The sequence below is a fragment of the Enterobacter sp. 148H3 genome, assembly GCF_034107425.1.
In the GTDB taxonomy this organism is placed as follows: Bacteria; Pseudomonadota; Gammaproteobacteria; order Enterobacterales; family Enterobacteriaceae; genus Enterobacter; species Enterobacter vonholyi.
The window spans coordinates 158,950-182,383 of the sequence record NZ_JAWNEI010000007.1; the positions used below are offsets into that span (position 1 = coordinate 158,950).

A 23,434-nucleotide genomic window follows, 5' to 3' on the forward strand; every position below is an offset into this window, starting at 1 on the left:
TTTATTTCACCAGTTCTGCAATCTGCGCTTTCCACGGGGCGATATTGCCGATGTTGGCCTGCACCCACTCCGCATTGTAGTAAGTTTCAAGGTAGCGCTCTCCACTGTCGCACAGCAGCGTGACGATGGAACCGGTGCGGCCCTCTTCGCGCATGCGTGCGGCAAGCTGCAGTGCTCCCCACATATTGGTGCCCGTCGATGCACCCACTTTGCGGCCCAGCTGCGTTTCCAGCCAGTGTGCCGTTGCCACGCTTGCGGCATCTGCCACGCGCATCATCTCGTCCACCACGTCGGGGATGAAAGAGGGCTCCACGCGCGGGCGGCCAATCCCTTCAATTTTACTGCCCACCGGGCTGCGCAGGCCAGCATCGCGGTTTTGCCAGTAGTCGAGGAACACGGAGTTTTGCGGGTCAACCACCATCAACTGGGTATCGTAACCCTGACAGCGGATGTAGCGTCCGATCGTGGCTGACGTGCCGCCGGTACCGGCGCTCATGACGATATAGGACGGAACCGGATGTGGTTCGTGGGTCATCTGGCGGAAAATACTGTCGGCAATGTTGTTATTCCCGCGCCAGTCCGTCGCGCGCTCGGCGAAGGTGAACTGGTCCATATAGTGGCCGTTCAGCTCGCGGGCCAGCATTTCAGAAGCGGCGTAGATTTCGCAGGCGCTTTCCACAAAGTGGCAGCGTCCGCCGTAAAACTCGATCTGTTCAATTTTGCGTTTCGCGGTGCAGGACGGCATCACCGCGATAAACGGCAGGCCCAGCAGGCGGGCAAAATAGGCTTCGGACACCGCCGTTGAACCGGACGAAGATTCAATGATAGTCGTGCCTTCTTTAATCCAGCCGTTACATAAACCGTATAAAAACAGCGAGCGCGCCAGGCGATGCTTCAGGCTGCCGGTAGGATGGGTGCTTTCATCTTTCAGATAGAGCTGAATGCCGTCAAATCCCGGCAGGGAAAGGCGAATCAGGTGCGTATCCGCAGAGCGCTGATAGTCGGCATTAATTTCGCTGATCGCATGTTTAACCCAGGTGCTATTCATCGTCGTTATCCGTTTGTCATTTTGTGCCTAGCATAGCGAAAAGCACAGAAAAAATTGTTGCTATCTGGCCTTTAAAATAGAATGAAGGGAGAAAAATTTTCTCTGAGAGGTGGGTATGCTAGATAAAATTGACCGCAAGCTCCTTTCATTGCTGCAAAATGACTGTACCCTCTCTTTGCAGGCGCTGGCAGATGCCGTTAATCTGACCACCACCCCGTGCTGGAAGCGTCTTAAGAAGCTGGAAGATGACGGCATTCTTCTGGGGCGCGTCGCGTTGTTAGATCCCGAAAAGCTGGGGCTTGGGTTGACGGCATTTGTGCTGATAAAAACCCAGCATCACAGCAGCGAGTGGTATTGCCGCTTCGTCACTCAGGTGTCTGAGATGCCCGAGGTGCTTGGTTTCTGGCGCATGGCCGGAGAGTATGATTACCTGATGCGCGTCCAGGTGGCCGACATGAAGCGCTATGATGATTTCTACAAGCGGCTGGTGAACAGCGTGCCGGGTTTGTCGGACGTCACCTCAAGCTTCGCCATGGAACAGATTAAATACACCACAGCATTACCTATTGAATAACTTCGTAAAATACCTTCAGGAACAAACCGCGTGCGATTATTTGCCCAATTAAGCTGGTACTTTCGTCGGGAGTGGCAACGCTACCTCGGTGCAGTCGCCCTGCTTATTATCATTGCCATCCTGCAGCTGATCCCGCCGAAAGTGGTGGGCTACGTCGTGGATGGCGTCACCGAACAGCATTACACCACCGCACGGGTGTTGATGTGGGTTGGCACGCTGGTGCTGACGGCGGTCATTGTTTATCTGCTGCGCTACGTCTGGCGCGTGCTGCTGTTTGGTGCGTCCTATCAGCTGGCCGTTGAGCTACGTGAAGATTTTTACTGCCAGCTGAGCCGACAGCATCCCGAATTTTATCTGCGCCATCGCACCGGGGATCTCATCGCCCGCGCGACGAACGACGTCGATCGCGTGGTCTTTGCTGCCGGGGAAGGGGTGCTGACGCTGGTGGACTCGCTGGTGATGGGCTGTGCGGTGCTGATCGTGATGTCTACGCAGATCAGCTGGCAGTTGACCCTGCTGGCCCTGCTGCCGATGCCGCTCATGGCGCTGGCGATTAATCGCTATGGTGAACAGCTACACGAGCGTTTTAAGCTGGCGCAGGCGGCGTTTTCGTCGCTGAACGATCGCACCCAGGAGAGCATGACCAGCATCCGCATGATCAAAGCGTTTGGTCTGGAAGACCGGCAGTCTGCGCTGTTTGCCGCCGATGCCGCGGACACGGGGGCGAAAAACATGCGCGTCGCGCGTATCGACGCCCGTTTCGATCCGACGATTTACATCGCAATCGGCATGGCAAATATGTTGGCCATTGGCGGCGGAAGCTGGATGGTAGTGCAGGGCACGCTTACCCTGGGGCAATTGACCAGCTTTGCGATGTATCTGGGTCTCATGATCTGGCCGATGCTGGCGCTGGCCTGGATGTTTAACATCGTGGAGCGCGGCAGCGCCGCCTACAGCCGTATTCGCGCCATGCTGGCCGAAGCGCCGGTGGTCAATGACGGCAGCGAAGTCGTACCGGAAGGACGCGGCGTCATGCATGTCGACGTCCGCAAGTTTGCCTATCCACAAACGGAGCATCCGGTGCTGGAGAACGTCAGCTTTACGCTTCAGCCGGGCCAGATGCTGGGCATCTGCGGCCCGACGGGATCCGGTAAAAGTACCGTGCTCTCTCTGCTCCAGCGCCACTTTGACGTCACCGAGGGCGATATTTGTTTCCATGATATCCCCCTGACGAATCTGCTGCTGGACGAGTGGCGTGGTCGCCTGGCGGTTGTCAGCCAGACGCCGTTTTTATTTTCGGACACCGTGGCGAACAACATCGCCCTTGGCCGCCCTGGGGCGACGCAGGAAGAGATTGAACACGTGGCGCGTCTGGCCAGCGTTCATGATGATATTTTGCGTCTGCCGCAGGGGTACGAGACGGAAGTCGGGGAACGCGGCGTCATGCTGTCCGGCGGGCAAAAACAGCGTATCTCCATTGCCCGCGCGCTGCTGCTGAATGCTGAAATCCTGATTCTGGATGATGCACTTTCCGCCGTGGACGGCCGTACCGAGCATCAAATTCTGCATAACCTGCGCCAGTGGGGCGACGGACGCACGGTCATTATCAGCGCCCACCGTTTGTCTGCGCTAACCGAAGCCAGCGAAATTCTGGTCTTGCAGCACGGGCACATTGCCCAGCGCGGGCAGCATGAAACGCTTGCCGAGCAGCCGGGCTGGTATCGCGATATGTACCGCTATCAACAGCTTGAGGCGGCGCTGGACGATGCGCCGGAAGAAGATGAGGAGGCCGCCAATGCGTAAGCTCGGAACGATGTGGCCGACGCTCAAACGTCTGCTGGCCTACGGCTCGCCGTGGCGTAAACCGCTCTCCGTTGCCGTGCTTTTACTCTGGATTGCGGCGATTGCTGAAGTGAGCGGTCCTTTGCTCATTAGCTACTTCATCGACAATATGGTCGCCAAAAGCTATCTGCCCCTGGGGCTGGTGGCGGGGTTAGGCGTGGCCTACGTTGGCCTTCAGCTGGCGGCGGCAGGGCTGCACTATGCTCAGTCGCTGCTGTTTAACCGTGCTGCCGTGGGCGTTGTTCAGCAACTGCGTACGGATGTGATGGACGCGGCGCTTCGCCAGCCGCTCAGCGAGTTTGATATCCAGCCGGTTGGGCAGGTAATTTCGCGCGTGACCAACGATACCGAGGTGATCCGCGATCTGTACGTCACCGTGGTCGCGACCGTATTGCGCAGCGCGGCGCTGATTGGCGCGATGCTGGTTGCGATGTTCAGCCTTGACTGGCGCATGGCGCTGGTGGCGATCACCATCTTCCCGGCGGTATTGATCGTCATGGTGATTTACCAGCGTTACAGCACGCCGATTGTGCGCCGTGTTCGCGCCTATCTGGCCGACATCAACGATGGCTTCAACGAAGTGATTAACGGTATGAGCGTCATCCAGCAGTTCCGCCAGCAGGCCCGCTTTGGCGAACGCATGGGAGAAGCCAGCCGTTCGCACTATATGGCGCGTATGCAGACGCTGCGGCTTGATGGTTTCCTGCTGCGTCCGCTGCTGAGCCTTTTCTCGGCGCTGGTGCTTTGCGGGCTGCTGATGCTCTTTGGGCTGAGCTCAAACGGTACGATTGAAGTGGGCGTGCTGTACGCCTTTATTAGCTATCTGGGACGCCTTAACGAGCCGTTGATCGAGCTCACCACGCAGCAATCGATGCTGCAGCAGGCGGTGGTCGCCGGTGAGCGCGTGTTTGAGCTGATGGACAGGCCGCGTCAGGCCTACGGCAATGACGAGCAACCTCTGCAAAGCGGGACTATCGCCTTTGATAACGTCTCGTTTGCCTATCGCGAAGATCGGCTGGTGCTGCAGGACATCACGCTTGACGTTCCGTCGCGCGGTTTCGTGGCGCTGGTGGGGCATACCGGCAGCGGTAAGAGCACACTTGCCAGCCTGTTGATGGGCTATTACCCGGTCACGCGCGGCGAAATCCGCCTCGACGGGCGCCCGCTCGCGTCTCTCAGCCACACTGTGTTGCGTAAAGGCGTCGCGATGGTGCAACAGGATCCGGTCGTGCTGGCCGATACCTTCTACGCCAACGTGACTCTGGGACGAGACTACACTCAGGAACAGGTCTGGGACGTGCTGGAAAAAGTGCAGCTGGCAGAGCTTGCGCGCGGGTTTAGCGATGGGATAAATACCAGGCTGGGCGAGCAGGGGAATAATCTCTCTGTCGGGCAAAAGCAGCTCCTGGCGCTGGCGCGGGTGCTGATTGAAACGCCGCAGATCCTGATTCTGGATGAAGCCACTGCCAGTATTGACTCCGGCACCGAGCAGGCCATCCAGCAGGCACTCTCCGCCGTACGCGACCATACGACGCTGGTGGTGATTGCCCACCGTCTTTCCACCATCGTCGATGCCGATACCATTCTGGTGCTACATCGCGGACAGGCCGTTGAACGTGGTACCCACCGTGAACTGCTGGAAGCAAAAGGGCGCTACTGGCAGATGTACCAGCTGCAGCTGGCGGGCGAAGAGCTGGCGGCCAGCGTGCGCGATGAAGAGTCGCTTAGCGCCTGATGCACCAAAATGAGGCGGCGCACTAACAGTCATTCCTGTTGGTGCAAAACTGAAACGCACCATGCACCGGCATGGTGCGTTTTTTTTCACCAGTTCGTTTATCAAGGCCGTGTAATGCTCTGTGCGCCGCCGTTCCCCCCCGTTTGCATTTCTGGCACATCCCTTGCAATACCTTCTGCGTAAGCTACGGCCATTACCGAATTCTGACTGGAGGGGATCTATGAAGCTGGTTACGGTTGTAATCAAACCATTCAAACTCGAAGACGTGCGTGAAGCGTTGTCTTCAATGGGTATTCAGGGACTGACTGTCACCGAAGTGAAAGGCTTTGGTCGTCAGAAGGGTCATGCCGAGCTTTATCGCGGGGCGGAATACAGCGTTAACTTTCTGCCAAAAGTAAAAATTGATGTCGCGATTGCTGACGATCAGCTTGATGAAGTCATTGATGTCATTAGCAAAGCGGCCTACACCGGCAAAATTGGCGACGGCAAAATTTTCGTTGCCGAACTGCAGCGCGTCATTCGCATCCGTACCGGCGAATCTGACGAAGCGGCATTGTAAATAACGCCTGGCACACAGTGATAGGGATCGAGAAAATGAAGATAGCAACACTTAAAACGGGTCTGGGTTCGCTGGCGCTGCTGCCGGGCCTGGCGCTGGCTGCTGCTCCTGCGGTGGCTGATAAAGCCGATAACGCCTTTATGATGATCAGCACCGCGCTGGTGCTTTTCATGTCCATTCCGGGCATTGCGCTGTTCTACGGCGGCCTGATCCGTGGCAAAAACGTTCTCTCCATGCTGACGCAGGTTGCCGTGACGTTTGCGCTGGTCTGCGTGCTGTGGGTGGTTTACGGTTACTCGCTGGCGTTCGGTACGGGCAACGCGTTCTTTGGTAACTTCGACTGGGTGATGCTGAAAAATATTGAGCTGACCGCGCTGATGGGCAGCTTCTATCAGTATATTCACGTGGCGTTCCAGGGCTCCTTCGCCTGTATTACCGTCGGGCTGATTGTGGGCGCACTGGCGGAGCGTATTCGTTTCTCTGCCGTTCTGATCTTCGTGGTGGTCTGGCTGACGCTCTCCTATGTGCCGATTGCGCACATGGTCTGGGGTGGCGGTCTGCTGGCAACGCACGGTGCGCTGGACTTCGCGGGCGGTACCGTTGTACACATCAACGCCGCGGTAGCGGGTCTGGTGGGGGCCTACCTGATTGGCAAACGCGTGGGCTTCGGTAAAGAAGCGTTTAAACCGCACAACCTGCCGATGGTGTTTACCGGTACTGCGATCCTCTACTTTGGCTGGTTTGGCTTCAACGCCGGCTCTGCGAGTGCGGCCAACGAAATCGCCGCGTTGGCCTTCGTGAACACCGTTGTTGCCACGGCGGGTGCGATTCTCTCCTGGGTGTTTGGCGAGTGGGCGGTGCGCGGTAAACCTTCTCTGCTGGGTGCCTGTTCAGGTGCGATTGCCGGTCTGGTTGGTATCACCCCTGCGTGTGGTTATGTCGGTGTCGGCGGTGCGCTGCTGGTCGGCCTGGTGTCGGGTCTGGCGGGTCTGTGGGGCGTGACCGCACTGAAACGTGTGCTGCGCGTCGACGACCCATGCGATGTATTTGGCGTGCACGGCGTGTGCGGCATAGTCGGTTGTATCATGACCGGTATCTTCGCGGCGAAATCGCTCGGTGGCGTGGGTTACGCGGAAGGTGTCACCATGGTTCATCAGGTGCTGGTGCAGCTGGAAAGTATTGCTATCACCGTTGTCTGGTCTGCTGTTGTGGCCTTCATTGGCTATAAGCTGGCGGATATGACGGTGGGTCTGCGCGTACCGGAAGAGCAGGAGCGCGAAGGCCTGGACGTTAACAGCCACGGCGAGAATGCGTATAACGCCTGATAAACAGCAAAACGGCAACCTCTGGTTGCCGTTTTTAATGTGTATTCCCTCTCCCGGTGGGAGAGGGGCAGGGTGAGGGCATCAGGCCGCACACAATCACCCGTGATTACGCATCACCCCTTCCTGCACCGTCGAAGCGACCAGCACGCCGTCCTGAGTATAAAATTCTCCACGCACAAATCCGCGCGCGCTCGACGCTGACGTGCTCTCCACGCTGTAAAGCAGCCACTCATTCATGTTGAACGGACGGTGGAACCACATGGAGTGATCGATCGTCGCGACCTGCATCCCTTTTTCCAGGAAACCAACGCCGTGCGGCTGCAGCGCCACCGGCAGGAAGTTGAAGTCAGACGCATAGCCCAGCAGATACTGATGGACGCGGAAATCTTCCGGCACGGTCCCGTTGGCACGGATCCAAACCTGGCGTTTCGGCTCGGCGGTATGGCCTTTCATCGGGTTGTGGAACTCAACCGGGCGGATCTCCAGCGGCTTATCGCAGAGAAACTTCTCTTTGACCTGAGGGGGAAGCAGATGCGCCAGCGCGCGAGCAATATCCGTCTCTGATTTTAAAGAGTCAGGTGACGGAGCCGGGGGCATCACTTTCTGATGCTCGTAGCCCGGCTCCGGCGCCTGGAAAGAGGCCGTCATGTAAAAGATCGGCTTGCCGCTCTGAATGGCCGCTACGCGGCGCGCGCTGAAGCTGTTGCCGTCTCGCAGAACTTCAACGTCATACACAATCGGTTTTGCGCTATCGCCAGGGCGTAAGAAGTAGCTGTGGAATGAATGCACCAGACGGTCTGCCGGGACAGTCTCCTTTGCTGCGTACAGTGCCTGTCCGACGACTTGCCCCCCGAATACCTGGCGTAAGCCGAGATCTTCGCTCTGTCCGCGAAAGAGTCCTTCCTCAATTTTTTCCAGATTTAGTAATGTCAGCAGATTGTTCAGTGCCTGACTCATAGTTGTCCTCAATAAACGCCGCAGCGAAAGATAGGCAGAGTATAACGCAGAAATGAAAGTGGTCCGATGGGTAGAATAATCTGAATATCGGCACGTTTTCAGGCATAAATCGGTGATCTGTGCCACACTTGAATACGATATGTGATTGAAACGACATCGGATGGGATCGATCCCGCTGGTGCATTGATAAGGAGACTTCAATGAAACTCGTGCCCATGCTTAGTGGTGTAGCTATTGCGGTGGCGTTGTCCGCCTGTGCCGGTAAGAGCGCCCAGGTGCCGGTTCCAGCTGCAGATCCGAACGGGATTAATACCCTTTCACAGCAGTCCATTCAGCAGCCTAACGTTTCCGGTACAATCTGGATCAAGCAGAGAGTAGCTCTGCCACCGGACGCGGTACTAACGGTAACGCTGTCTGATGCTTCCCTGGCCGACGCGCCGTCTAAAGTCGTGGCCCAGCGTGCGGTCCGTACAGAAGGTAAGCAGGCGCCATTTAGCTTCGTGTTGCCGTATAACCCGTCGGACGTGCAGCCTAACGCCCGTATTCTGCTGAGTGCAGCGGTAACCATCAACGGTAAGCTGGTCTTTATCACCGATACGGTTCAGGAAGCAATCAACAACGGTGGGACAAAAATCGACCTGAACCTGGTGCCGGTGCAGCAGACCGAAGTACCGGTCGCACCGCAGACCAATCAGCCGTCTCTGCCAACCCCACCGACTCAGATGTAATTTCTGCATTTCCCCTCTCCTCCGGGAGAGGGGTCAATATATCCAGCGAAACTTCTGCAAATCGATCTGACCCGACCCTGTCACCTGGACACCCTCTGAAAGTAACGCCTGACGCTGACGCTGAAGATCCGGCCCGGTGAGCGAAATGGTGCCATGACGATTCACCACCCGATGCCAGGGCAACGTACTGCCTTCCGGTAGCCGTTTCAGCACGCCTCCAACCTGTCGCGCCGCGCGCGGGGAACCGGCCAGGCGCGCAACATCACCATAGGTAGTGACATAGCCTTCGGGGATTGAGGCCACGATTTGCCATACGCGCTGTGGAAAGGAGTCGTGTTCGTCCATACCTTCACCTGTGGGGGTAGTTTCTGGAACGCTATGGTAAATGAAGATCTTCATGATTGCTGCGCCTGTTTGCGCAAGAAACCAGCATCCGGTTGCTGGTCGCTTGCAATTGGGCTTTAGCACAGGGATAATGCGCCAGCGCGTTGGTTATCAACGCTCTCAATGGGGGCTCTGTTGGTTCTCCCGCAACGCTACTCTGTTCACCAGGTCAGGTCCGGAAGGAAGCAGCCAGGGCAGACGACGTGTGTGCCGGGATGTAGCTGGCAGGGCCCCCACCCATTTGTGCTCCCAATAACTCCTGTTTTCAGTGTTTACCTGGTGTGGCGCAAGTGGCGTATCAATGCCTGCTGGATGTGAGCAGCTTGATGCTGTCGATCACGAGATGCGGTTTCCCACTAACCGTATATTTTTTCATTTATGAGTACTCAGAAATGGATAATTCTCTCAGACGTTTGTCACCTTTATTGAAAAGTGCCGTAGGAACGCCAGGCAAAGCAGGAAACTTTCAGCGCGACGTGATTATCGTGCAATACCTGTTTAATCTCATTAAGCCTATCATCCAGTATGACATCCCAGAAGATGGGATTATTTCCCCGACATTGATCAGAACCATCAGCCAGTTTCAGTCCATTCATTTGCGTTTCCAGCATCCCGATGGGGTTATTGAGCCAGAAGGGAAGACTTTCCGTGGATTAGTTGCTGCTGCGATGAAATATCCCCTTGCGTCTCAACAATCGTCTTTCACGTCTTCATTTTTTAGGCAACCTTCTGCCAATGAAAATAGCGTCCGTCAGCTGGTTAACGATTATCTGAGAAAAGAGCGCTACAACGTAGCAGATGAAACCCTTGAGCGAAGCAAGCTGATAGCGCCTGGAATTGATGGGGCTGTATCGCTGACGGAACAGGACTTTACTGAAGCCTGGGAAAATCTTAATCGTCGGGTAGAACTGAATATCATCAAAGCTTTTTCTATTGTGGAGTCGGGCGGACGATCTGGGTTTAATGCTTTAAATCTACCGATTATTGCGTATGAAGGGCATATTTTCCGTAAATACACCAAAAGGAAATACGATCAAACCCACCCTTTTTTGTCTTATAAATATGTAAAGAAAGCGGGTCCGGAATGGCAAAAAAACAATATCGACCAGCTTTCTGCATGGAATACCCTGGCGAAGGCCTACGCACTTGATGCCGAAGCTGCGATAAAATCGTGTTCATGGGGGATGTTCCAGATTATGGGGTTTAATTACGAATCGTGCGGTTATAAAGATCTCGGCACATTTTTAAAAGATATGAAGTCTAATGCCTGTAAGCAATTAAATGCTTTTTTACATTTGTGCAATAAGAACAGCTCACTACTGTCGGCAATGGTAAATAAGGACTTTTATAATATGGCATTCAACTATAACGGAAGCGATTTCGGTGATTATGACGTTAAAATTCGCAGAACGTATGAAAGCCTGGAGAAGGGGCGGAGATGAAAATTAAAATGATGCGCATAGTTTGCGGTTTTTCAGTCTTAATGGCGGCGTTTTCTTCGTATGCCACGACGCTACAGTCTGGCGTATATGAAGGTTTGTTACTCGCCGTCTCACCGACGGGCAATATCACCGGGTATTACTCTGAATCGGCTGAAGACAGCGTAAAACGTACCTGCACTTTCTTTCTGACAGGCCATGTTTCAGCGCAACAGCCAGACACCATCACTTCATGGTCTTCATCTGTGCTCGCGGGCCATATTGCCGCGAATACCGCGGGTGTCACATTAGCCATTCCTGATGGGCAAAACCATGCTGGGTGTATGAATGTGCTGATGCCTGAAATTGCGACAGGTCTGGAGCTGGAGAGGACGCGGCAGACACAGTGGCAAACGCTGATGAAGGTAAGCAGCCCGCGGGCTTATCTGAGCTCCACGCCTGATGCCGCGACCCGGCGTAAAGCCTGGATCGTTAAAGGAGACGTAGTAGGGGTAATACAAACCCAGGCTGGCTGGGCAGAGGTAGAGTTTGTCGCCCGTAGCGGAAAAACGACGCACGGCTGGGTGAATAGCAATGACGTTCAGCCGTTAACGCCTCCTGCATCCTGATCGATTTATTTCTCCCCCTGAATTCAATATTGCCGGGCGATGCTTTCGCATCGGCAATCTCATTAAGCTAATCCGTAACGCTATTTTCCCCGCATGACCGCACCCTATGACACTGAAAATGAGAGTTATAGCTAGCCGTCAGGGGCCCACCCATTTGTGCGACAGATATTCCGCTCCCGATCTCACGGTAGATGAGATCGAACATGCCCGTCGTATGGCCCTGGCAGGTAAAATTGAAGCGTTCACACAATTTATGAACTCTTGCCGGAGTGTGATCAAAAACTACGAGCCGCCAGTGTTCAAGTACACAGGGGAAAATGTGGTCGCTTTATCTTCTTGTGCGGAGGTATCTTTAAGGACTGCGGTTAGTCGTCCGTATTATGGTTATGTTAAAAAAGCCGTAAAAGATGAACAGCCAGAAGACCTATTTACAGTCAAAGGCAGCAATACGAACCTCCAACCACTATTGAAGAGGTTGGGCGATCCTACATGGTAGTGGAAAATGTAGCTTAGATGGAGTTTGGTAAAAAGCCATACAAAGCCGGGTCAGCCCCGGTTTTTTTGTGTCTGTCGCATGAGAAAACGGCTTGCCAGTGTATACTTTTGGTGATACAAAATCATTGCTCCACCGCTTTTTAGTGCATTGAAATACATAGGTTTTATTAGAAAAAGCTTAGCTGGCAGGGCCCCTACCCATTTCCGCCCTCATAAAATCTTCCTGCTTTCACCTCTCACTTTTGACTGCTATCCCACAATAATATTATGACTATATCGTGTAATATATATTTCATCGCACTGAAATATTATTGTCATAAACCTGTAATAATAGACTGTCATTTTATAATTGGACGTCTATTTTCTTCCAAAACTCGAAAAAATTTATATCTGGATAACATTGTTAACTTCGTGTATTAAATAAAGTACTTATTCCGAAGGGAAGTGACAAACATGGCTACAGCGGTATTAAACGTTAAGATTGATGACGCGCTAAAAGAAAGGCTTCGCCACTATGCGGAACTCAATAACGAGAATTTAAGCGTGACAACAGAGAAACTGCTGCTGCTGGCATTCGAAGCAGTAGAAGAGGCGGGAGTATCGGAAGAGGATATTGATAATCAGCATACGGAAGAAGAGAGTGTTTCTCCTTTTACTCCTAAAGAAATCAAGGCTCTACGTAAACTTCTGAAGAAGAGAAAATGAAACAACAACTGTCAACTGCCAGTGACTACAACGAGGCCTGCGATCTGTTGCGTTCAGGCTACGTGAAGCATGTACGTCTTGGCTGGAATGTTGGAAGCGATGAGTTCTTTCGTATTGCGTCTGACTGGTGTGATACCGGTGCAAAAATAAAGAAAGACGGTGATAATTTCGTTATTTCACTAAAAGGCTTTCCTATTCCTCCTCAGCATTAAACACTGACCAGTGAAAACTGCTGACTGCATATATTACAGTCAGCAGTTTTTATTTTATGATCTGCTTCAAATTTTTTAATATTAAATTACGCTGCGTTTTAACGATGGCACGTTTTTATTCAGGGCGAGCCATAACGGTTTGATCCTCAGTAACGCCTGCTCAAGCTCTGTCGATTCCAGCGAGAAGGGCATACGTAAATAGCGGTCAAACGCCCCCGATAAACCAAATCGCGTCCCGGTTCCAAGGTTAATCCCGATTATTTCTGCCCGTGCGGCAAGCTGTGTCGCCAGCATGCCCGGTAGCTCTATCCAGTAGGAGAGCCCGCCTTCCGCCTCGTGGAATTTCCACTCCGGGAAATGTTCTCGCAGCAGGTCACCGCATCGATCGCGCCGTTCCGCTAGCATTTTCCGGCGTGCGGGCAGAAACGTCTCGCTGCTGTTAATGAGCCACTGCATTGCCAGCTGTTCCAGCAGCGGCGAGCCTAAATCCAGCGTATCCCGCGCCTGAGCAAGCGTGGCGATGGTGCGCGATGAGGCGCGGATCCAACCTAGACGAAGCCCTCCCCAGAAGCTTTTGCCGGCAGAGCCTAAAGTGATGACGGTGGCCTGCGGGTTGAAGGAGGCCAGCGGTGGTGGGGGAGGCGCATCAAACCAGAGATCCACCATCGTTTCATCCACCACCAGCGCCGTGCGGGTTTGGGCTGCAATATCCGTGATGGCCTGACGGGTGGCAATATCCATACAGCGCCCGGTCGGATTATGAAAATCTGGCATCAGATAGGCCAGACGAGGCGCCGTCTGGGCAAGCGTTGCGGCAAAGCCATCCGTATCCCAACCGGTTTCCGGCAGAGACACCCCGACTGGCCGACACTGCGCGCCCTGAATGGCGGCAATCGCCAGCGGATAGGTGGGATGATCGACCACGACGCGGTCCCCCGGCCCGGCCATCATCCGCAGTACCAGCGCAAAGCCGCTGACGGCGCCATTGACCACCATCACTTCGTCTGCGCGGGTGGGCAGACCACGCGCGGTATAGCGTGCAGCGATGGCTTCCCGCAGCGTCGGCAACCCTAGCTGATCGTAGCCCGTCAGCGAGAGATGCGGGGTAATGGCCGTGAGCGCATGGGTATACGCCTGATGGATCTCCGGCCCGGCATTGAGGGCGGCAGTGGAGAGATCCAGTGCGGCGCTCGCCGCGGAAAGAGTGGGAACGGCGCGCGTATCCGGGAGGATCACGCGTGACCCGCTGCCGTGGCGGCTTTCAAGATATCCCTCTTCACGCAGGTGGGCGAGCGCGCTGCTGACGGTGGTACGGCTCACGTCCAGCGCCGCGGCCAGCTCACGCTCGCCCGGCAGCCGCGTATTCAGTGCCAGCCGTCCATCAAGGATTAATAAACGCAGCGCGTCGGCCAGCTGTCGCCAGAGCGGGGTTCGGGATGAGGCTTGTTGCCAGTGGCCTAAAAGGCGTACCAGAGACTGACTTCCGAAGCGGCGTGATGACATATGCAGTCCACTATTTGAAAACTGGACATTAATCATAGTGCCATTTTAGGTCAGGATGAAAGCCTGGTTCACTGGAGAAGATAAAAATGGTACGTCGTCTGCTACAACTCTATGTCGGTTTAGGACTGTATGGCCTGTCCACTGCGATGTTTATTCGTTCCGATTTGGGCGTCGACCCCTGGGATGTATTTCACCTTGGGGTGGGGTTACAGCTGGGAATGACTATCGGAACGGTGATTATTGTGACCGGCGCTGCGGTGCTGCTGCTGTGGATCCCGCTGCGCCAGATGCCGGGGCTTGGCACGATCAGTAACGTGATTTGTATCGGTCTGGCGGCGGACGCCAGCATGGCGCTTATCCCGGAACTGGAATCGTTACCCGTTCGAATCGCTTTCCTGGTGTCGGGCATCGTGATGAACGCGATTGCGACCAGCATGTACATCGGGGCCGGTTTCGGGCCAGGCCCGCGCGACGGTCTGATGACCGGCATTCACGCCCGGCTGGGGTGGTCCATTCGTAGCGTGCGCACCTCAATTGAAGTGTCCGTCCTGCTGATTGGGTGCGTGCTTGGCGGCACCTTTGGCGTGGGAACCGTACTTTATGCCCTGACCATTGGCCCGCTTATCCAGCTCTGTCTGCCCTGGTTCCGCCAGAAGCCGCGCATTGCGGAAATACCCCAGCCGGAGCGGGTTGTTTAATTTTGCGAAGCGCTCACATGTTTTAACGGCGTCGCTGTGCCACAATAATGGGCCCCGACTCACGCGATGCCACAATGCATGAAAGCTATCACTCTCTACGATGTCGCCCTCCTTGCGGGGGTTTCTTATCAGACCGTTTCCCGCGTCATTAACGACGCGGAGCATGTTTCTGCCCGCACGCGGGAAAAGGTGCAGCAGGCGATGGCGGAGCTGCACTACGTGCCTAACCTGCGGGCACAGCAGCTGGCGGGTAAACGCACCCGCACGCTGGGACTTATCACCACCGATCTGGCCCTGCATGCGCCCTCGCAAATTGTGTCGGCGGTAAAATCCCGCGCGGCGGAACAGGGGGCGAGCGTTCTTATCTCCATGGTGGAACAGCCGCAGCACTGTCAGGTCGCGCTTCAGGCGCTGCTGGCGCAGCGGGTGGACGCGCTGCTGGTGAATGTTCCGCTTGACGATCGTGACGCTGAAGAACTCAGGGCACTGGCGTCGCCCGTCCCAGTGCTGTTCCTCGATGTGGCACCTTCAGCGCGGGTAAACAGCCTCGTGTTTAACGCGGAGCAGGGGGCGCGTCTGGGCGTTGAGCATCTGCTTTCGCTGGGGCATCGACATATTGCTCTGCTGAGCGGGCCGGAAAGCTCGGTCTCTGCTCGGGCGCGTCTGGCGGGGTGGAAAGCCGCTCTGGCCCGCGCGGGGCATGAAGCCGTTGAGGTGGCTTACGGTGACTGGAGCGCCGCCAGCGGCTATGAGAAAGGGCATGTCCTTCTGTCGGGGACGATATTACCGGATGCCATTCTGGTGGCTAACGATCAGATGGCGCTCGGGGTAATGCGCGCCTGCGCGGAAAAAGGGATCGCTATTCCTGGCCAGATGTCGGTGGTCGGGTTTGACGATACGGCCGACAGCGCCTGGTTTTCCCCGCCGCTGACGACCATTCGTCAGGCGTTTCGCGATGCGGGTGAACGCAGCGTGGAATGGCTGCTGGCCCCCACCGGGGAGGAGGCGTGCTGGCAGGTTCAACTGCCGGTGACGCTGGTTACCCGTCATTCAAGCGCACGCCGCAACCCGAAGCAGGCTGAACGCGAGGATCTGGCAGAGCAGCTGAGAAGCCTGGCACTCCTTGCCGAGCAGATTGCCCGCAAATAAAACTTTGTGATCTGACTCGCTACCCTGCGAATGGGCGCTTTACCATCGCCGGGTGCCAGGGCATGTTAACCAAAATTGTGAGCGCTTCGCAAAGAGGTTACTATGTCCACCACTTCACCGCTGACCCTCAGCGCCATTCTGGCCCGTCGGGACTGGGAAAACCCCGGCGTCACACAGTGGAACCGTCTGCCCGCACATGCGCCGTTACACAGCTGGCGCAATGAATCTTCCGCCAGAGATGACGCCGGATCTACCAGCAGGCGCTCTCTCAACGGGCTATGGCGGTTTAGCTATTTTTCAGCGCCGGAGCAGGTTCCTCAAGCATGGGCCATTGAGGATTGCGCGGATGCCGTCGTAATGCCCGTACCGTCGAACTGGCAGATGCAGGGGTTCGACACGCCCATCTACACCAATGTCACCTATCCCATCCCCGTTAACCCACCTTTTGTGCTGCAGGAAAACCCGACAGGTTGTTACTCGCTCACATTTGAAATGAATGACGCCTGGCTTCAGAGCGGGCAAACCCGCATCATCTTTGACGGTGTGAACTCGGCGTTCCATCTGTGGTGCAACGGGAAGTGGATAGGCTATTCCCAGGACAGTCGACTGCCCGCCGAATTTGACCTCTCGGCGGCATTACGCCCCGGGCAGAACCGCCTGGCGGTCATGGTATTGCGCTGGTGCGACGGCAGCTATCTTGAAGATCAGGACATGTGGCGCATGAGCGGCATTTTCCGCGATGTGACTTTGCTGCATAAACCCGATACCCGGATTGCCGATTATCACGTGGTGACGGACCTGAATAAGGAGCTGGACCGCGCGGTGCTGAAGGTTGATGTCGCGCTGGCAGGCGCTGGCTTTGCAGACTGCGAGGTGGTTTTTACCCTGTGGCGCGCGGAGGAAAAATGCGCCTGCGTTTCCCGGCGTCCAGGGTCAGCCATCGTCGACGAGCGCGGCAGCTGGGCAGAGCGCTTAACGGCGGCGATGCCCGTTGAACAGCCCGCGCTCTGGAGCGCTGAAACGCCAGAACTGTATCGCCTGACGATTGCGCTTATCAACCCGCAGGGTGAAGTGCTTGAGATTGAGGCGTGCGACGTGGGCTTCCGCCGCGTTGATATCAGCAATGGTCTGCTGAAGCTCAACGGTAAACCGCTGCTGATCCGAGGGGTTAACCGGCACGAGCATCACCCGGAAAACGGCCAGGTGATGGACGAAGCGACCATGCGCCGCGATATCGAAATCATGAAGCAGCACAACTTCAACGCCGTGCGCTGCTCGCACTACCCGAACCATCCGCTGTGGTACCGGCTTTGCGACCGCTACGGGCTGTACGTTGTTGATGAAGCCAACATCGAAACCCACGGTATGGTGCCGATGAGCCGCCTTGCAGACGATCCGCGCTGGCTGCCCGCCATGAGCGAGCGCGTGACCCGAATGGTGCAGCGCGATCGTAATCATCCCTCAATTATCATTTGGTCGCTGGGCAATGAGTCCGGGCACGGCGCAAACCACGACGCACTGTATCGCTGGGTGAAATCCACGGACCCGACGCGTCCGGTGCAGTATGAAGGCGGCGGCGCGAACACGACGGCTACCGATATTGTTTGTCCGATGTATGCCCGTGTCGATCAGGATCAGCCCTTCCCGGCAGTGCCTAAATGGTCAATCAAAAAATGGATCGGTATGCCGGACGAAACGCGTCCGCTGATCCTCTGTGAATACGCTCACGCGATGGGGAATAGCTTTGGCGGGTTCGCGAAATACTGGCAGGCGTTTCGCAGTCACCCTCGCCTGCAGGGGGGATTTGTCTGGGACTGGGTCGATCAGGCCCTGACGAAACAGGACGAAGCTGGCAACGCGTTCTGGGCCTACGGGGGAGACTTTGGCGATAAGCCGAACGATCGGCAGTTCTGCCTCAATGGCCTGGTATTCCCCGATCGCACGCCGCACCCGGCGCTGTACGAGGCGCAGCGCGCCCAGCAGTTCTTTACCTTTACGCGGGTCAGCACCTCGCCGCTGGTGATTGAGGTGCAAAGCGGCTACCTGTTCCGCCACACCGATAACGAAGTGCTGAGCTGGACGGTTGCCCGGGACGGGGACGTGCTGGCCGCGGGAGAGGTGACGCTCTCGATGTCGCCTGAAGGTATCCAGCGTCTGGAGATCGACCTGCCGGAGCTGAAAGCCGGGCCGGGTGAGGTCTGGCTGAACGTTGAAGTTCGCCAGCCGCGGGCAACGCCGTGGTCACCGGCTGACCATCGCTGCGCGTGGGAGCAGTGGCCGCTGCCGGCTCCACTCTTTATTGCTCCGCCAGCTCCGGTGGGCGAGCCGCCGGTCTTGACGCAAAACGATCGCGTCCAGGAGATCTCCCATCGTCAACAGCGCTGGCAATTCGATCGCGCAACCGGAAATCTGACCCAGTGGTGGCGAAATGGCGTTGAAACGCTGCTTTCACCTCTGACGGATAACGTCAGCCGCGCGCCGCTGGACAACGACATTGGCGTAAGTGAAGCGACGAAGATCGATCCAAACGCCTGGGTTGAACGCTGGAAAGCGGCGGGCATGTACGATCTCACCTCGCGCGTTCTGCACTGTGAGGCAGAGCAGCACGCAGACGAAGTAGTGGTCACAACACAGCACGTCCTTGAGTATCGCGGCAAAGCCCTGTTCATGAGCCGTAAAGTCTGGAGGGTGGACGAGCGAGGCGTTCTGCATGGCGATATTCAGGTCGATATTGCATCTGATATCCCGGAGCCTGCGCGCGTTGGCCTGAGTGTTCATCTCGCCGAAACGCCGGAAAACGTCTCCTGGCTGGGACTGGGGCCGCATGAAAACTATCCGGACAGAAAGCTGGCGGCACAGCAGGGGCGCTGGACATTACCCCTGGCGGAGATGCACACGCCGTATATCTTCCCGACGGAAAATGGTTTGCGCTGTGATACGCGGGAGCTGACGCTGGGAACGCATCAGCTAAATGGCCAGTTCCACTTCTCGGTGAGCCGCTATAGCCAGCAGCAGCTGCGGGAGACAACCCATCATCATCTGCTGCGGGAAGAGCCGGGATGCTGGCTTAACCTCGATGCGTTCCATATGGGCGTGGGCGGCGACGACTCCTGGAGCCCCAGCGTTTCACCGGAATTCATTCTGCAGACACGTCAGCTGCGCTATACCTTCAGCTGGCAGCAGAACCCTTAACTGACCGTGGAGATGCGGCCACAGAGCGTGGCCGCAGGCTTACGCCAGAATGCCGCTCAGGCCATGCAGGCTCATGTAAATTCCTACCACGGTAATCAGCGCAGCGGAGATCCACGGTGCCTTACGGGAGAATTCGCTAAACCCGGGCCAGCGTTTGGTCGCGTGCTTGAGGCTTAAGGCGGCAATCGCGCCGGAAGCGACCAGCGTTAACGCCAGACCAATACTGAAGCTGAACACCAGCGTCGCGCCGAGGGCGAAATGCTTAAGCTGCAGGCAGATCAGCAGCACGGTGATGGACGCCGGGCAGGGGATAAGTCCGCCGGTCAGGCCAAACATCATAATCTGTCCGGTGGTGACATTTTGACCGCTGAAGCGGCGGTTAATATCCTGCGCGTGAGCGCGCTGGTGGGCGTCCTGCCACTCTTCTTCAATCAGCGTGTGTTCGTGGTGATAATGATCATGATGGTGGTCATGGTCATGGTCATGGTCATGGTCATGGTCATGGTCGTGGTGGTGATGGCGATCATGGTCGTGATGATGATCGTGCGGCTGGCTCTCTTTCCAGGTTCGCCACGCCATCCACAAGGCGATCGCAACGATCAGCACCCCGGAGATCAGCTGGAACCAGGGTTCGGACGTATGCGCATCCCAGCCCCGACCAAACCATAATCCCGCCATCGCAACGAGCCAGACCACCGCCGTATGGGAGAGCGTTGCCGCCAGGCCAAGCAGTACCGCCTGTTTCAGCGTGCCGCGGATGGCAACAATAAAGGCTGCCATCATTGTCTTTGAATGGCCCGGTTCCAGGCCATGCAGCGCACCGAGCAGGATAGCGCTGGGAACAAACAGCCAGGCATTGCCCTGCTGAAGAAGTGAAGCAAAATCGGTCATGGGAAATTCCGGAGTGGAAAGCGTGCGGAGATACTACTCCCCCCCAGTAGCTTAATACTACCCCCCAGTAGAAAAATACTCAGGGGGAGTAGAGCGTGATATGCTTTAAAAGCCAAAAAATTAGGGATACAGAGATGTCACATACCGTTAGAGACCAGAAGATGTTACTGACTCGCCTGAAGAAAATTCAGGGGCAAAGCACCGCGCTGGAAAAAATGCTTAACAGCGATCACGAATGCGCCGAGGTGTTACAGCAGCTGGCGGCGATCCGCGGGGCGGTCAATGGCATGATGATGCAGGTGATCGAAGGGCATTTAACCGATCACGTGGTGAAAGAGCCTGAAGAAGCGCAGCGTGAAGCCGATCTTGGCGTGGTGTTGCGGGTGATCAAATCCTATCTCAAGTAGCGTGCGTGCCGAGGTTATTTTCTGCCCAAAGAATAAATTCCGTTTTTGGCAGTGCCTTGCTGTAGTACCACCCCTGCCCGTACTGCACGCCGTGACGGTGTAGCCAGGCGAGCTGCCCTGCGGTCTCGATGCCCTCCGCCACCATCGCCAGCTTCAACGACTTTGCTATTTCAATGATGTGCGGCGTCACGTTTTTATACTCCAGCGCATCGACGAACGATTTATCAATTTTTAGCGTGTCGACGTCCAGATCCTGCAGATAGCTCAGGCTGGAATAGCCCGTGCCAAAATCATCAATATAGACAGGGTGGCCTGAACGGCGAAACGCTGCGATAGCCGGCGCGCTAATTTTGGGATCGGCAAAGCCGCGCTCGGTGAGCTCAAGGGCGATTTGTCGGGGATGTATTTGCCACTTATTCAGTAGCTGACTCAGTAAAGGTGGAAGGATGCCGGAGGTTAAATCGGCAGGGGCGAGGTTAATGGAGATATGCTGATCGGGATGGCGTTGCAGCCAGTGGCCCATATCTTCAAACACCTTTTCGATGACTAACTGCGTCAGCTGCGAGATGAGCCCCGTTTGCTCGGCAAGGGGGACAAAAATATCCGGCGAGAGGCTGCTTCCGTCTGGCTGCGGCCAGCGCGTCAGCGCTTCTGCGCCCACAATTTTTCCGCTACAGAGCGCCACGATGGGCTGATAGTGAACCACAAAATCCCGGCTGTTAATGGCGTCAAGCAGGCGATTGCGAGGCGACTGGATACGACGCAGGATCCGCAGGACAAACAGCGCGGCGAGCAGACTTATTAACATGCCGAACGGTAACCAGAAAAGAAGCTGCCGGTGCCAGGTTTCAGCCAGCGGTTTGAGCGTTGCCCATGCGACGACGGTAAATCCAAGCTCAGGTACAGACTTCATGACGTACATTGAACCGTTGTACTGCACGCTTTTGACATCCCGCTCCTGAACCATGTCGCGGATGTGAGAATTGAGCTTACTGCTGCTGGCGAATATGCGGTGTGTTGTAGTGCCTACCAGGGCGGCATCAATCGCTATCTCGCCGAAAGGGATAACGTCCACCAGCGAGGCAGGATCGACCATGACAAGGTAGTGGCCTTTTCCCAGCACTGCCATGTAGCGGTTAAACCCAAGATCGTTTTGCGTGGTCAGCCATGCGCTGTAACCATCTTCGGTAATGCGCATCGGAGGAGGGAAAGGGGGGGCATGACTGGTTTGCTCGAGGGAGGAGCAGAGCGGCTGAAGGTTATCGATATAAATCACTTCCTGAACATATCGCCACGAAAAAGCGACCCGGCGCATCTCTCTTAACTGCAACGGGCTACACGGCACCCCTTCAAAGGCCTGCAGGTGATCGAGCGCTTCTTTTGCCTGATCCACAACTCTGTCGGTTCTTACCAACACGCGTGACGCATAGTTATCCAGCGCATTGGCAAACTTATCTTCCGCCTGGCGATGGGCCAGCCAGATGCTCAGGCAAATGGGAACCAGCACAGAAAAGATAAGTATGCCAGTCACCAGACTGACCAGATGTCGGGTTTTCATGCTGTCGTGTCCTTCCTCGTATACCCGTTCCTGGGCATTGAGTTCCTTGCCTGAAGAGAAAGATTTTACCGCGAAATGATATAGTTATAGCACGTGGGCAGCCAGGTTTTCATTTTATCTCTGGCAAACGAGAAAATATCGCCAGGCGAGAGGGGGTTGTTTTTTCGAACTGGCCTGGATATTATTTTGTTATGTTATAACAAAACACAAAGGATTTACGATGAAGCCTGATATCCATCCAGCCTATCGCACCGTGGTATTCCACGACACCAGTGCTAATGAATACTTCAAGGTTGGCTCAACCATTAAGACCGACCGCGAAATTGAACTCGACGGTGAAACGTATCCGTACATCACCATTGAGGTTTCTTCAAAATCGCACCCGTTTTATACCGGTAAGCAGAAAACGTTCTCCACGGACGGTAGCGCCGCGCGCTTCCGCAAGCGTTTTGGCGGTTTTCTCAATGCGAAGCGGGGCTAACCATGCAGGTACTTAACTCATTACGCAGTGCAAAGCAGCGTCACCCGGATTGCCAGATAGTCAAACGCAAGGGACGCTTATACGTGATTTGCAAATCTAATCCGCGCTATAAGGCGGTTCAGGGACGTAAAAAAAGACGCTAGACGCGCGTTTCTCGCCAGCTTTCCAGGGATCTTTTCTGTTTGCCATCGGCAGTAAAATTGTCGGTGGCAAGCCAGCTTTCAAAGGCGCTCGCCAGCGCCGGCCACTCTTTGTCGAGAATAGAAAACCAGTCGGTATCCCGGTTACGGCCTTTTATGACCAGCGCCTGGCGAAAGCGCCCCTCAAACTGAAAGCCCAGACGCAGCGCCGCTTTACGGGAAGGCTCGTTCAGGCTATTGCACTTCCATTCATAACGTCGGTAGCCCAGGGTATCGAACACGTACCGCATCAGCAGATATTGCGCCTCTGTCGACCCTGGCGTGCGGCTTAACAGAGGAGAGAAGTGAACGTGCCCCACTTCCACGACCCCGTTTTTAGGATCGATCCGCATCAGGGACAGCGTCCCGACAGGAGACTCGGTCTGGTTATCCATAACGGTAAAGTGGATGGGATCGGATAACTCACTTACGCTCGCCACCCATTTGGCAAACTCTTCTGCGGTGGCATCGGGTTCACGCAGTAGCCACGTCCAGCTGCGGGTATCTTCGGCCAGGGAATAGGCGGAGAACAACGCGTGGGCATGCTCCACGCGCAGCGGCTCAAGCCGACAATAGTGACCCTGAAGGACCACCCGGGACGGGTGTTGACGAGGTTGCCAGTCGTTAAGGGCTTCACCTACAGGCTGTCCAAACTCATTGAATGTATTCATTTTTATTTCCAAGTCGTTGAAAAGAACTCCAGATTAGTGAATTGCTGGTTCCTTAAAAAGAACCACCAGGCTATGTTTTTCTGGTACCACATGG

General features: G+C 55.6%; 24 protein-coding genes and 1 other RNA gene. 18 read left to right on the forward strand and 7 right to left on the reverse strand.

Features of this window, described 5'->3' with window-relative positions; translation table 11 throughout:
- Nucleotide 1: 1 nt before the first annotated feature.
- Nucleotides 2–1,048, reverse strand: coding sequence for a PLP-dependent cysteine synthase family protein (locus USH94_RS12440; protein WP_111963410.1), 1,047 nt, complete (start codon nt 1,046–1,048; stop codon nt 2–4).
- A gap of 115 nt (nt 1,049–1,163) precedes the next feature.
- Here USH94_RS12440 and USH94_RS12445 point away from each other — a divergent pair, with 115 nt between their 5' ends.
- The 5 genes from USH94_RS12445 to amtB all read left to right on the forward strand — a co-directional run bounded on the left by USH94_RS12445 (nt 1,164) and on the right by amtB (nt 7,083).
- Nucleotides 1,164–1,622 (forward strand): Lrp/AsnC family transcriptional regulator, encoded by a 459-nt coding sequence (locus tag USH94_RS12445; protein ID WP_023310581.1) that lies wholly within the window; start codon nt 1,164–1,166, stop codon nt 1,620–1,622.
- A 30-nt stretch (nt 1,623–1,652) separates the two neighbouring features.
- The gene (locus tag USH94_RS12450) at nt 1,653–3,425 is read left to right on the forward strand and encodes a SmdA family multidrug ABC transporter permease/ATP-binding protein (protein ID WP_111963409.1); all 1,773 of its coding nucleotides are present in this window, start codon (nt 1,653–1,655) and stop codon (nt 3,423–3,425) included.
- On the forward strand, nt 3,418–5,199 hold the full coding sequence (locus USH94_RS12455; RefSeq protein WP_111963408.1) for a SmdB family multidrug efflux ABC transporter permease/ATP-binding protein: 1,782 nt from the start codon (nt 3,418–3,420) through the stop codon (nt 5,197–5,199). Before USH94_RS12450 ends, USH94_RS12455 begins: the two co-directional genes overlap by 8 nt.
- Before the next feature lie 220 nt (nt 5,200–5,419).
- On the forward strand, nt 5,420–5,758 hold the full coding sequence (gene glnK, locus USH94_RS12460; protein ID WP_008503304.1) for a P-II family nitrogen regulator: 339 nt from the start codon (nt 5,420–5,422) through the stop codon (nt 5,756–5,758).
- Nucleotides 5,759–5,793: 35 nt separating this feature from the next.
- The gene (amtB, locus tag USH94_RS12465; protein ID WP_008503303.1) at nt 5,794–7,083 is read left to right on the forward strand and encodes an ammonium transporter AmtB; all 1,290 of its coding nucleotides are present in this window, start codon (nt 5,794–5,796) and stop codon (nt 7,081–7,083) included.
- A 96-nt stretch (nt 7,084–7,179) separates the two neighbouring features.
- On the opposite strand, the gene tesB is transcribed toward amtB, so the two are convergent.
- Nucleotides 7,180–8,040 carry an acyl-CoA thioesterase II gene (tesB, locus tag USH94_RS12470; RefSeq protein ID WP_111963407.1) on the reverse strand — a complete coding sequence of 287 codons (861 nt, stop codon included), beginning with the start codon at nt 8,038–8,040 and terminating at the stop codon, nt 7,180–7,182.
- A gap of 200 nt (nt 8,041–8,240) precedes the next feature.
- On the opposite strand from tesB, the gene USH94_RS12475 reads away from it, so the two are divergent.
- Entirely contained in the window at nt 8,241–8,768 is a 528-nt protein-coding gene (locus tag USH94_RS12475) for a YbaY family lipoprotein (RefSeq protein ID WP_024906833.1), read from the forward strand.
- A gap of 33 nt (nt 8,769–8,801) precedes the next feature.
- Here the strand turns inward: USH94_RS12475 and USH94_RS12480 are convergent, their stop codons facing one another.
- A complete protein-coding gene (locus tag USH94_RS12480; protein WP_249575790.1) occupies nt 8,802–9,167 on the reverse strand; it encodes an MGMT family protein in 366 nt (121 codons plus the stop codon).
- Between the two features lie 118 nt (nt 9,168–9,285).
- Here USH94_RS12480 and ffs point away from each other — a divergent pair.
- From ffs to USH94_RS12510, 6 genes are all read left to right on the forward strand, one after another.
- Nucleotides 9,286–9,382: signal recognition particle sRNA small type (gene ffs / locus USH94_RS12485), an RNA gene on the forward strand.
- Nucleotides 9,383–9,544: 162 nt separating this feature from the next.
- Nucleotides 9,545–10,594 (forward strand): N-acetylmuramidase family protein, encoded by a 1,050-nt coding sequence (locus USH94_RS12490; RefSeq protein ID WP_258525016.1) that lies wholly within the window; start codon nt 9,545–9,547, stop codon nt 10,592–10,594.
- On the forward strand, nt 10,591–11,199 hold the full coding sequence (locus tag USH94_RS12495) for a hypothetical protein (protein WP_111963404.1): 609 nt from the start codon (nt 10,591–10,593) through the stop codon (nt 11,197–11,199). Before USH94_RS12490 ends, USH94_RS12495 begins: the two co-directional genes overlap by 4 nt.
- 106 nt (nt 11,200–11,305) lie before the next feature.
- The gene (locus tag USH94_RS12500) at nt 11,306–11,695 is read left to right on the forward strand and encodes a hypothetical protein (RefSeq protein WP_258525015.1); all 390 of its coding nucleotides are present in this window, start codon (nt 11,306–11,308) and stop codon (nt 11,693–11,695) included.
- A 452-nt stretch (nt 11,696–12,147) separates the two neighbouring features.
- Nucleotides 12,148–12,399, forward strand: a complete 252-nt coding sequence (locus USH94_RS12505) for a hypothetical protein (RefSeq protein ID WP_032638522.1) — start codon at nt 12,148–12,150, stop codon at nt 12,397–12,399.
- Nucleotides 12,396–12,611, forward strand: a complete 216-nt coding sequence (locus tag USH94_RS12510) for a hypothetical protein (RefSeq protein WP_023310588.1) — start codon at nt 12,396–12,398, stop codon at nt 12,609–12,611. Before USH94_RS12505 ends, USH94_RS12510 begins: the two co-directional genes overlap by 4 nt.
- An 81-nt stretch (nt 12,612–12,692) precedes the next feature.
- Here the strand turns inward: USH94_RS12510 and USH94_RS12515 are convergent, their stop codons facing one another.
- Complete coding sequence (locus tag USH94_RS12515) at nt 12,693–14,114, reverse strand: PLP-dependent aminotransferase family protein (protein WP_111963403.1); 1,422 nt, start codon at nt 14,112–14,114, stop codon at nt 12,693–12,695.
- 86 nt (nt 14,115–14,200) lie between these two features.
- Between USH94_RS12515 and USH94_RS12520 the strand changes: the two genes are divergently transcribed.
- The 3 genes from USH94_RS12520 to USH94_RS12530 all read left to right on the forward strand — a co-directional run bounded on the left by USH94_RS12520 (nt 14,201) and on the right by USH94_RS12530 (nt 19,153).
- Nucleotides 14,201–14,812 carry a YczE/YyaS/YitT family protein gene (locus tag USH94_RS12520; RefSeq protein ID WP_111963402.1) on the forward strand — a complete coding sequence of 204 codons (612 nt, stop codon included), beginning with the start codon at nt 14,201–14,203 and terminating at the stop codon, nt 14,810–14,812.
- 78 nt (nt 14,813–14,890) lie between these two features.
- Nucleotides 14,891–15,961 carry a LacI family DNA-binding transcriptional regulator gene (locus USH94_RS12525; protein ID WP_111963401.1) on the forward strand — a complete coding sequence of 357 codons (1,071 nt, stop codon included), beginning with the start codon at nt 14,891–14,893 and terminating at the stop codon, nt 15,959–15,961.
- 102 nt (nt 15,962–16,063) lie between these two features.
- Nucleotides 16,064–19,153 carry a beta-galactosidase gene (locus USH94_RS12530; protein ID WP_111963400.1) on the forward strand — a complete coding sequence of 1,030 codons (3,090 nt, stop codon included), beginning with the start codon at nt 16,064–16,066 and terminating at the stop codon, nt 19,151–19,153.
- A gap of 39 nt (nt 19,154–19,192) precedes the next feature.
- Here USH94_RS12530 and USH94_RS12535 read toward each other — a convergent pair whose 3' ends face one another.
- On the reverse strand, nt 19,193–20,044 hold the full coding sequence (locus tag USH94_RS12535) for a nickel/cobalt efflux protein RcnA (RefSeq protein ID WP_111963399.1): 852 nt from the start codon (nt 20,042–20,044) through the stop codon (nt 19,193–19,195).
- Between the two features lie 134 nt (nt 20,045–20,178).
- On the opposite strand from USH94_RS12535, the gene USH94_RS12540 reads away from it, so the two are divergent.
- Complete coding sequence (locus tag USH94_RS12540) at nt 20,179–20,451, forward strand: metal-sensing transcriptional repressor (RefSeq protein WP_111963398.1); 273 nt, start codon at nt 20,179–20,181, stop codon at nt 20,449–20,451.
- Here USH94_RS12540 and USH94_RS12545 read toward each other — a convergent pair.
- Nucleotides 20,444–22,009: an EAL domain-containing protein gene (locus tag USH94_RS12545; RefSeq protein WP_111963397.1), complete on the reverse strand. Its 1,566-nt coding sequence runs from the start codon at nt 22,007–22,009 to the stop codon at nt 20,444–20,446. The genes USH94_RS12540 and USH94_RS12545 overlap by 8 nt on opposite strands.
- 220 nt (nt 22,010–22,229) lie before the next feature.
- On the opposite strand from USH94_RS12545, the gene USH94_RS12550 reads away from it, so the two are divergent.
- Complete coding sequence (locus USH94_RS12550) at nt 22,230–22,490, forward strand: type B 50S ribosomal protein L31 (RefSeq protein ID WP_010428154.1); 261 nt, start codon at nt 22,230–22,232, stop codon at nt 22,488–22,490.
- A gap of 2 nt (nt 22,491–22,492) precedes the next feature.
- Nucleotides 22,493–22,633, forward strand: coding sequence for a type B 50S ribosomal protein L36 (gene ykgO / locus USH94_RS12555; protein WP_111963396.1), 141 nt, complete (start codon nt 22,493–22,495; stop codon nt 22,631–22,633).
- Here ykgO and USH94_RS12560 read toward each other — a convergent pair.
- Nucleotides 22,630–23,340: a GNAT family N-acetyltransferase gene (locus USH94_RS12560; RefSeq protein WP_111963395.1), complete on the reverse strand. Its 711-nt coding sequence runs from the start codon at nt 23,338–23,340 to the stop codon at nt 22,630–22,632. The two genes, ykgO and USH94_RS12560, sit on opposite strands and share 4 nt — an antisense overlap.
- Between the last annotated feature and the right edge of the window lie 94 nt (nt 23,341–23,434).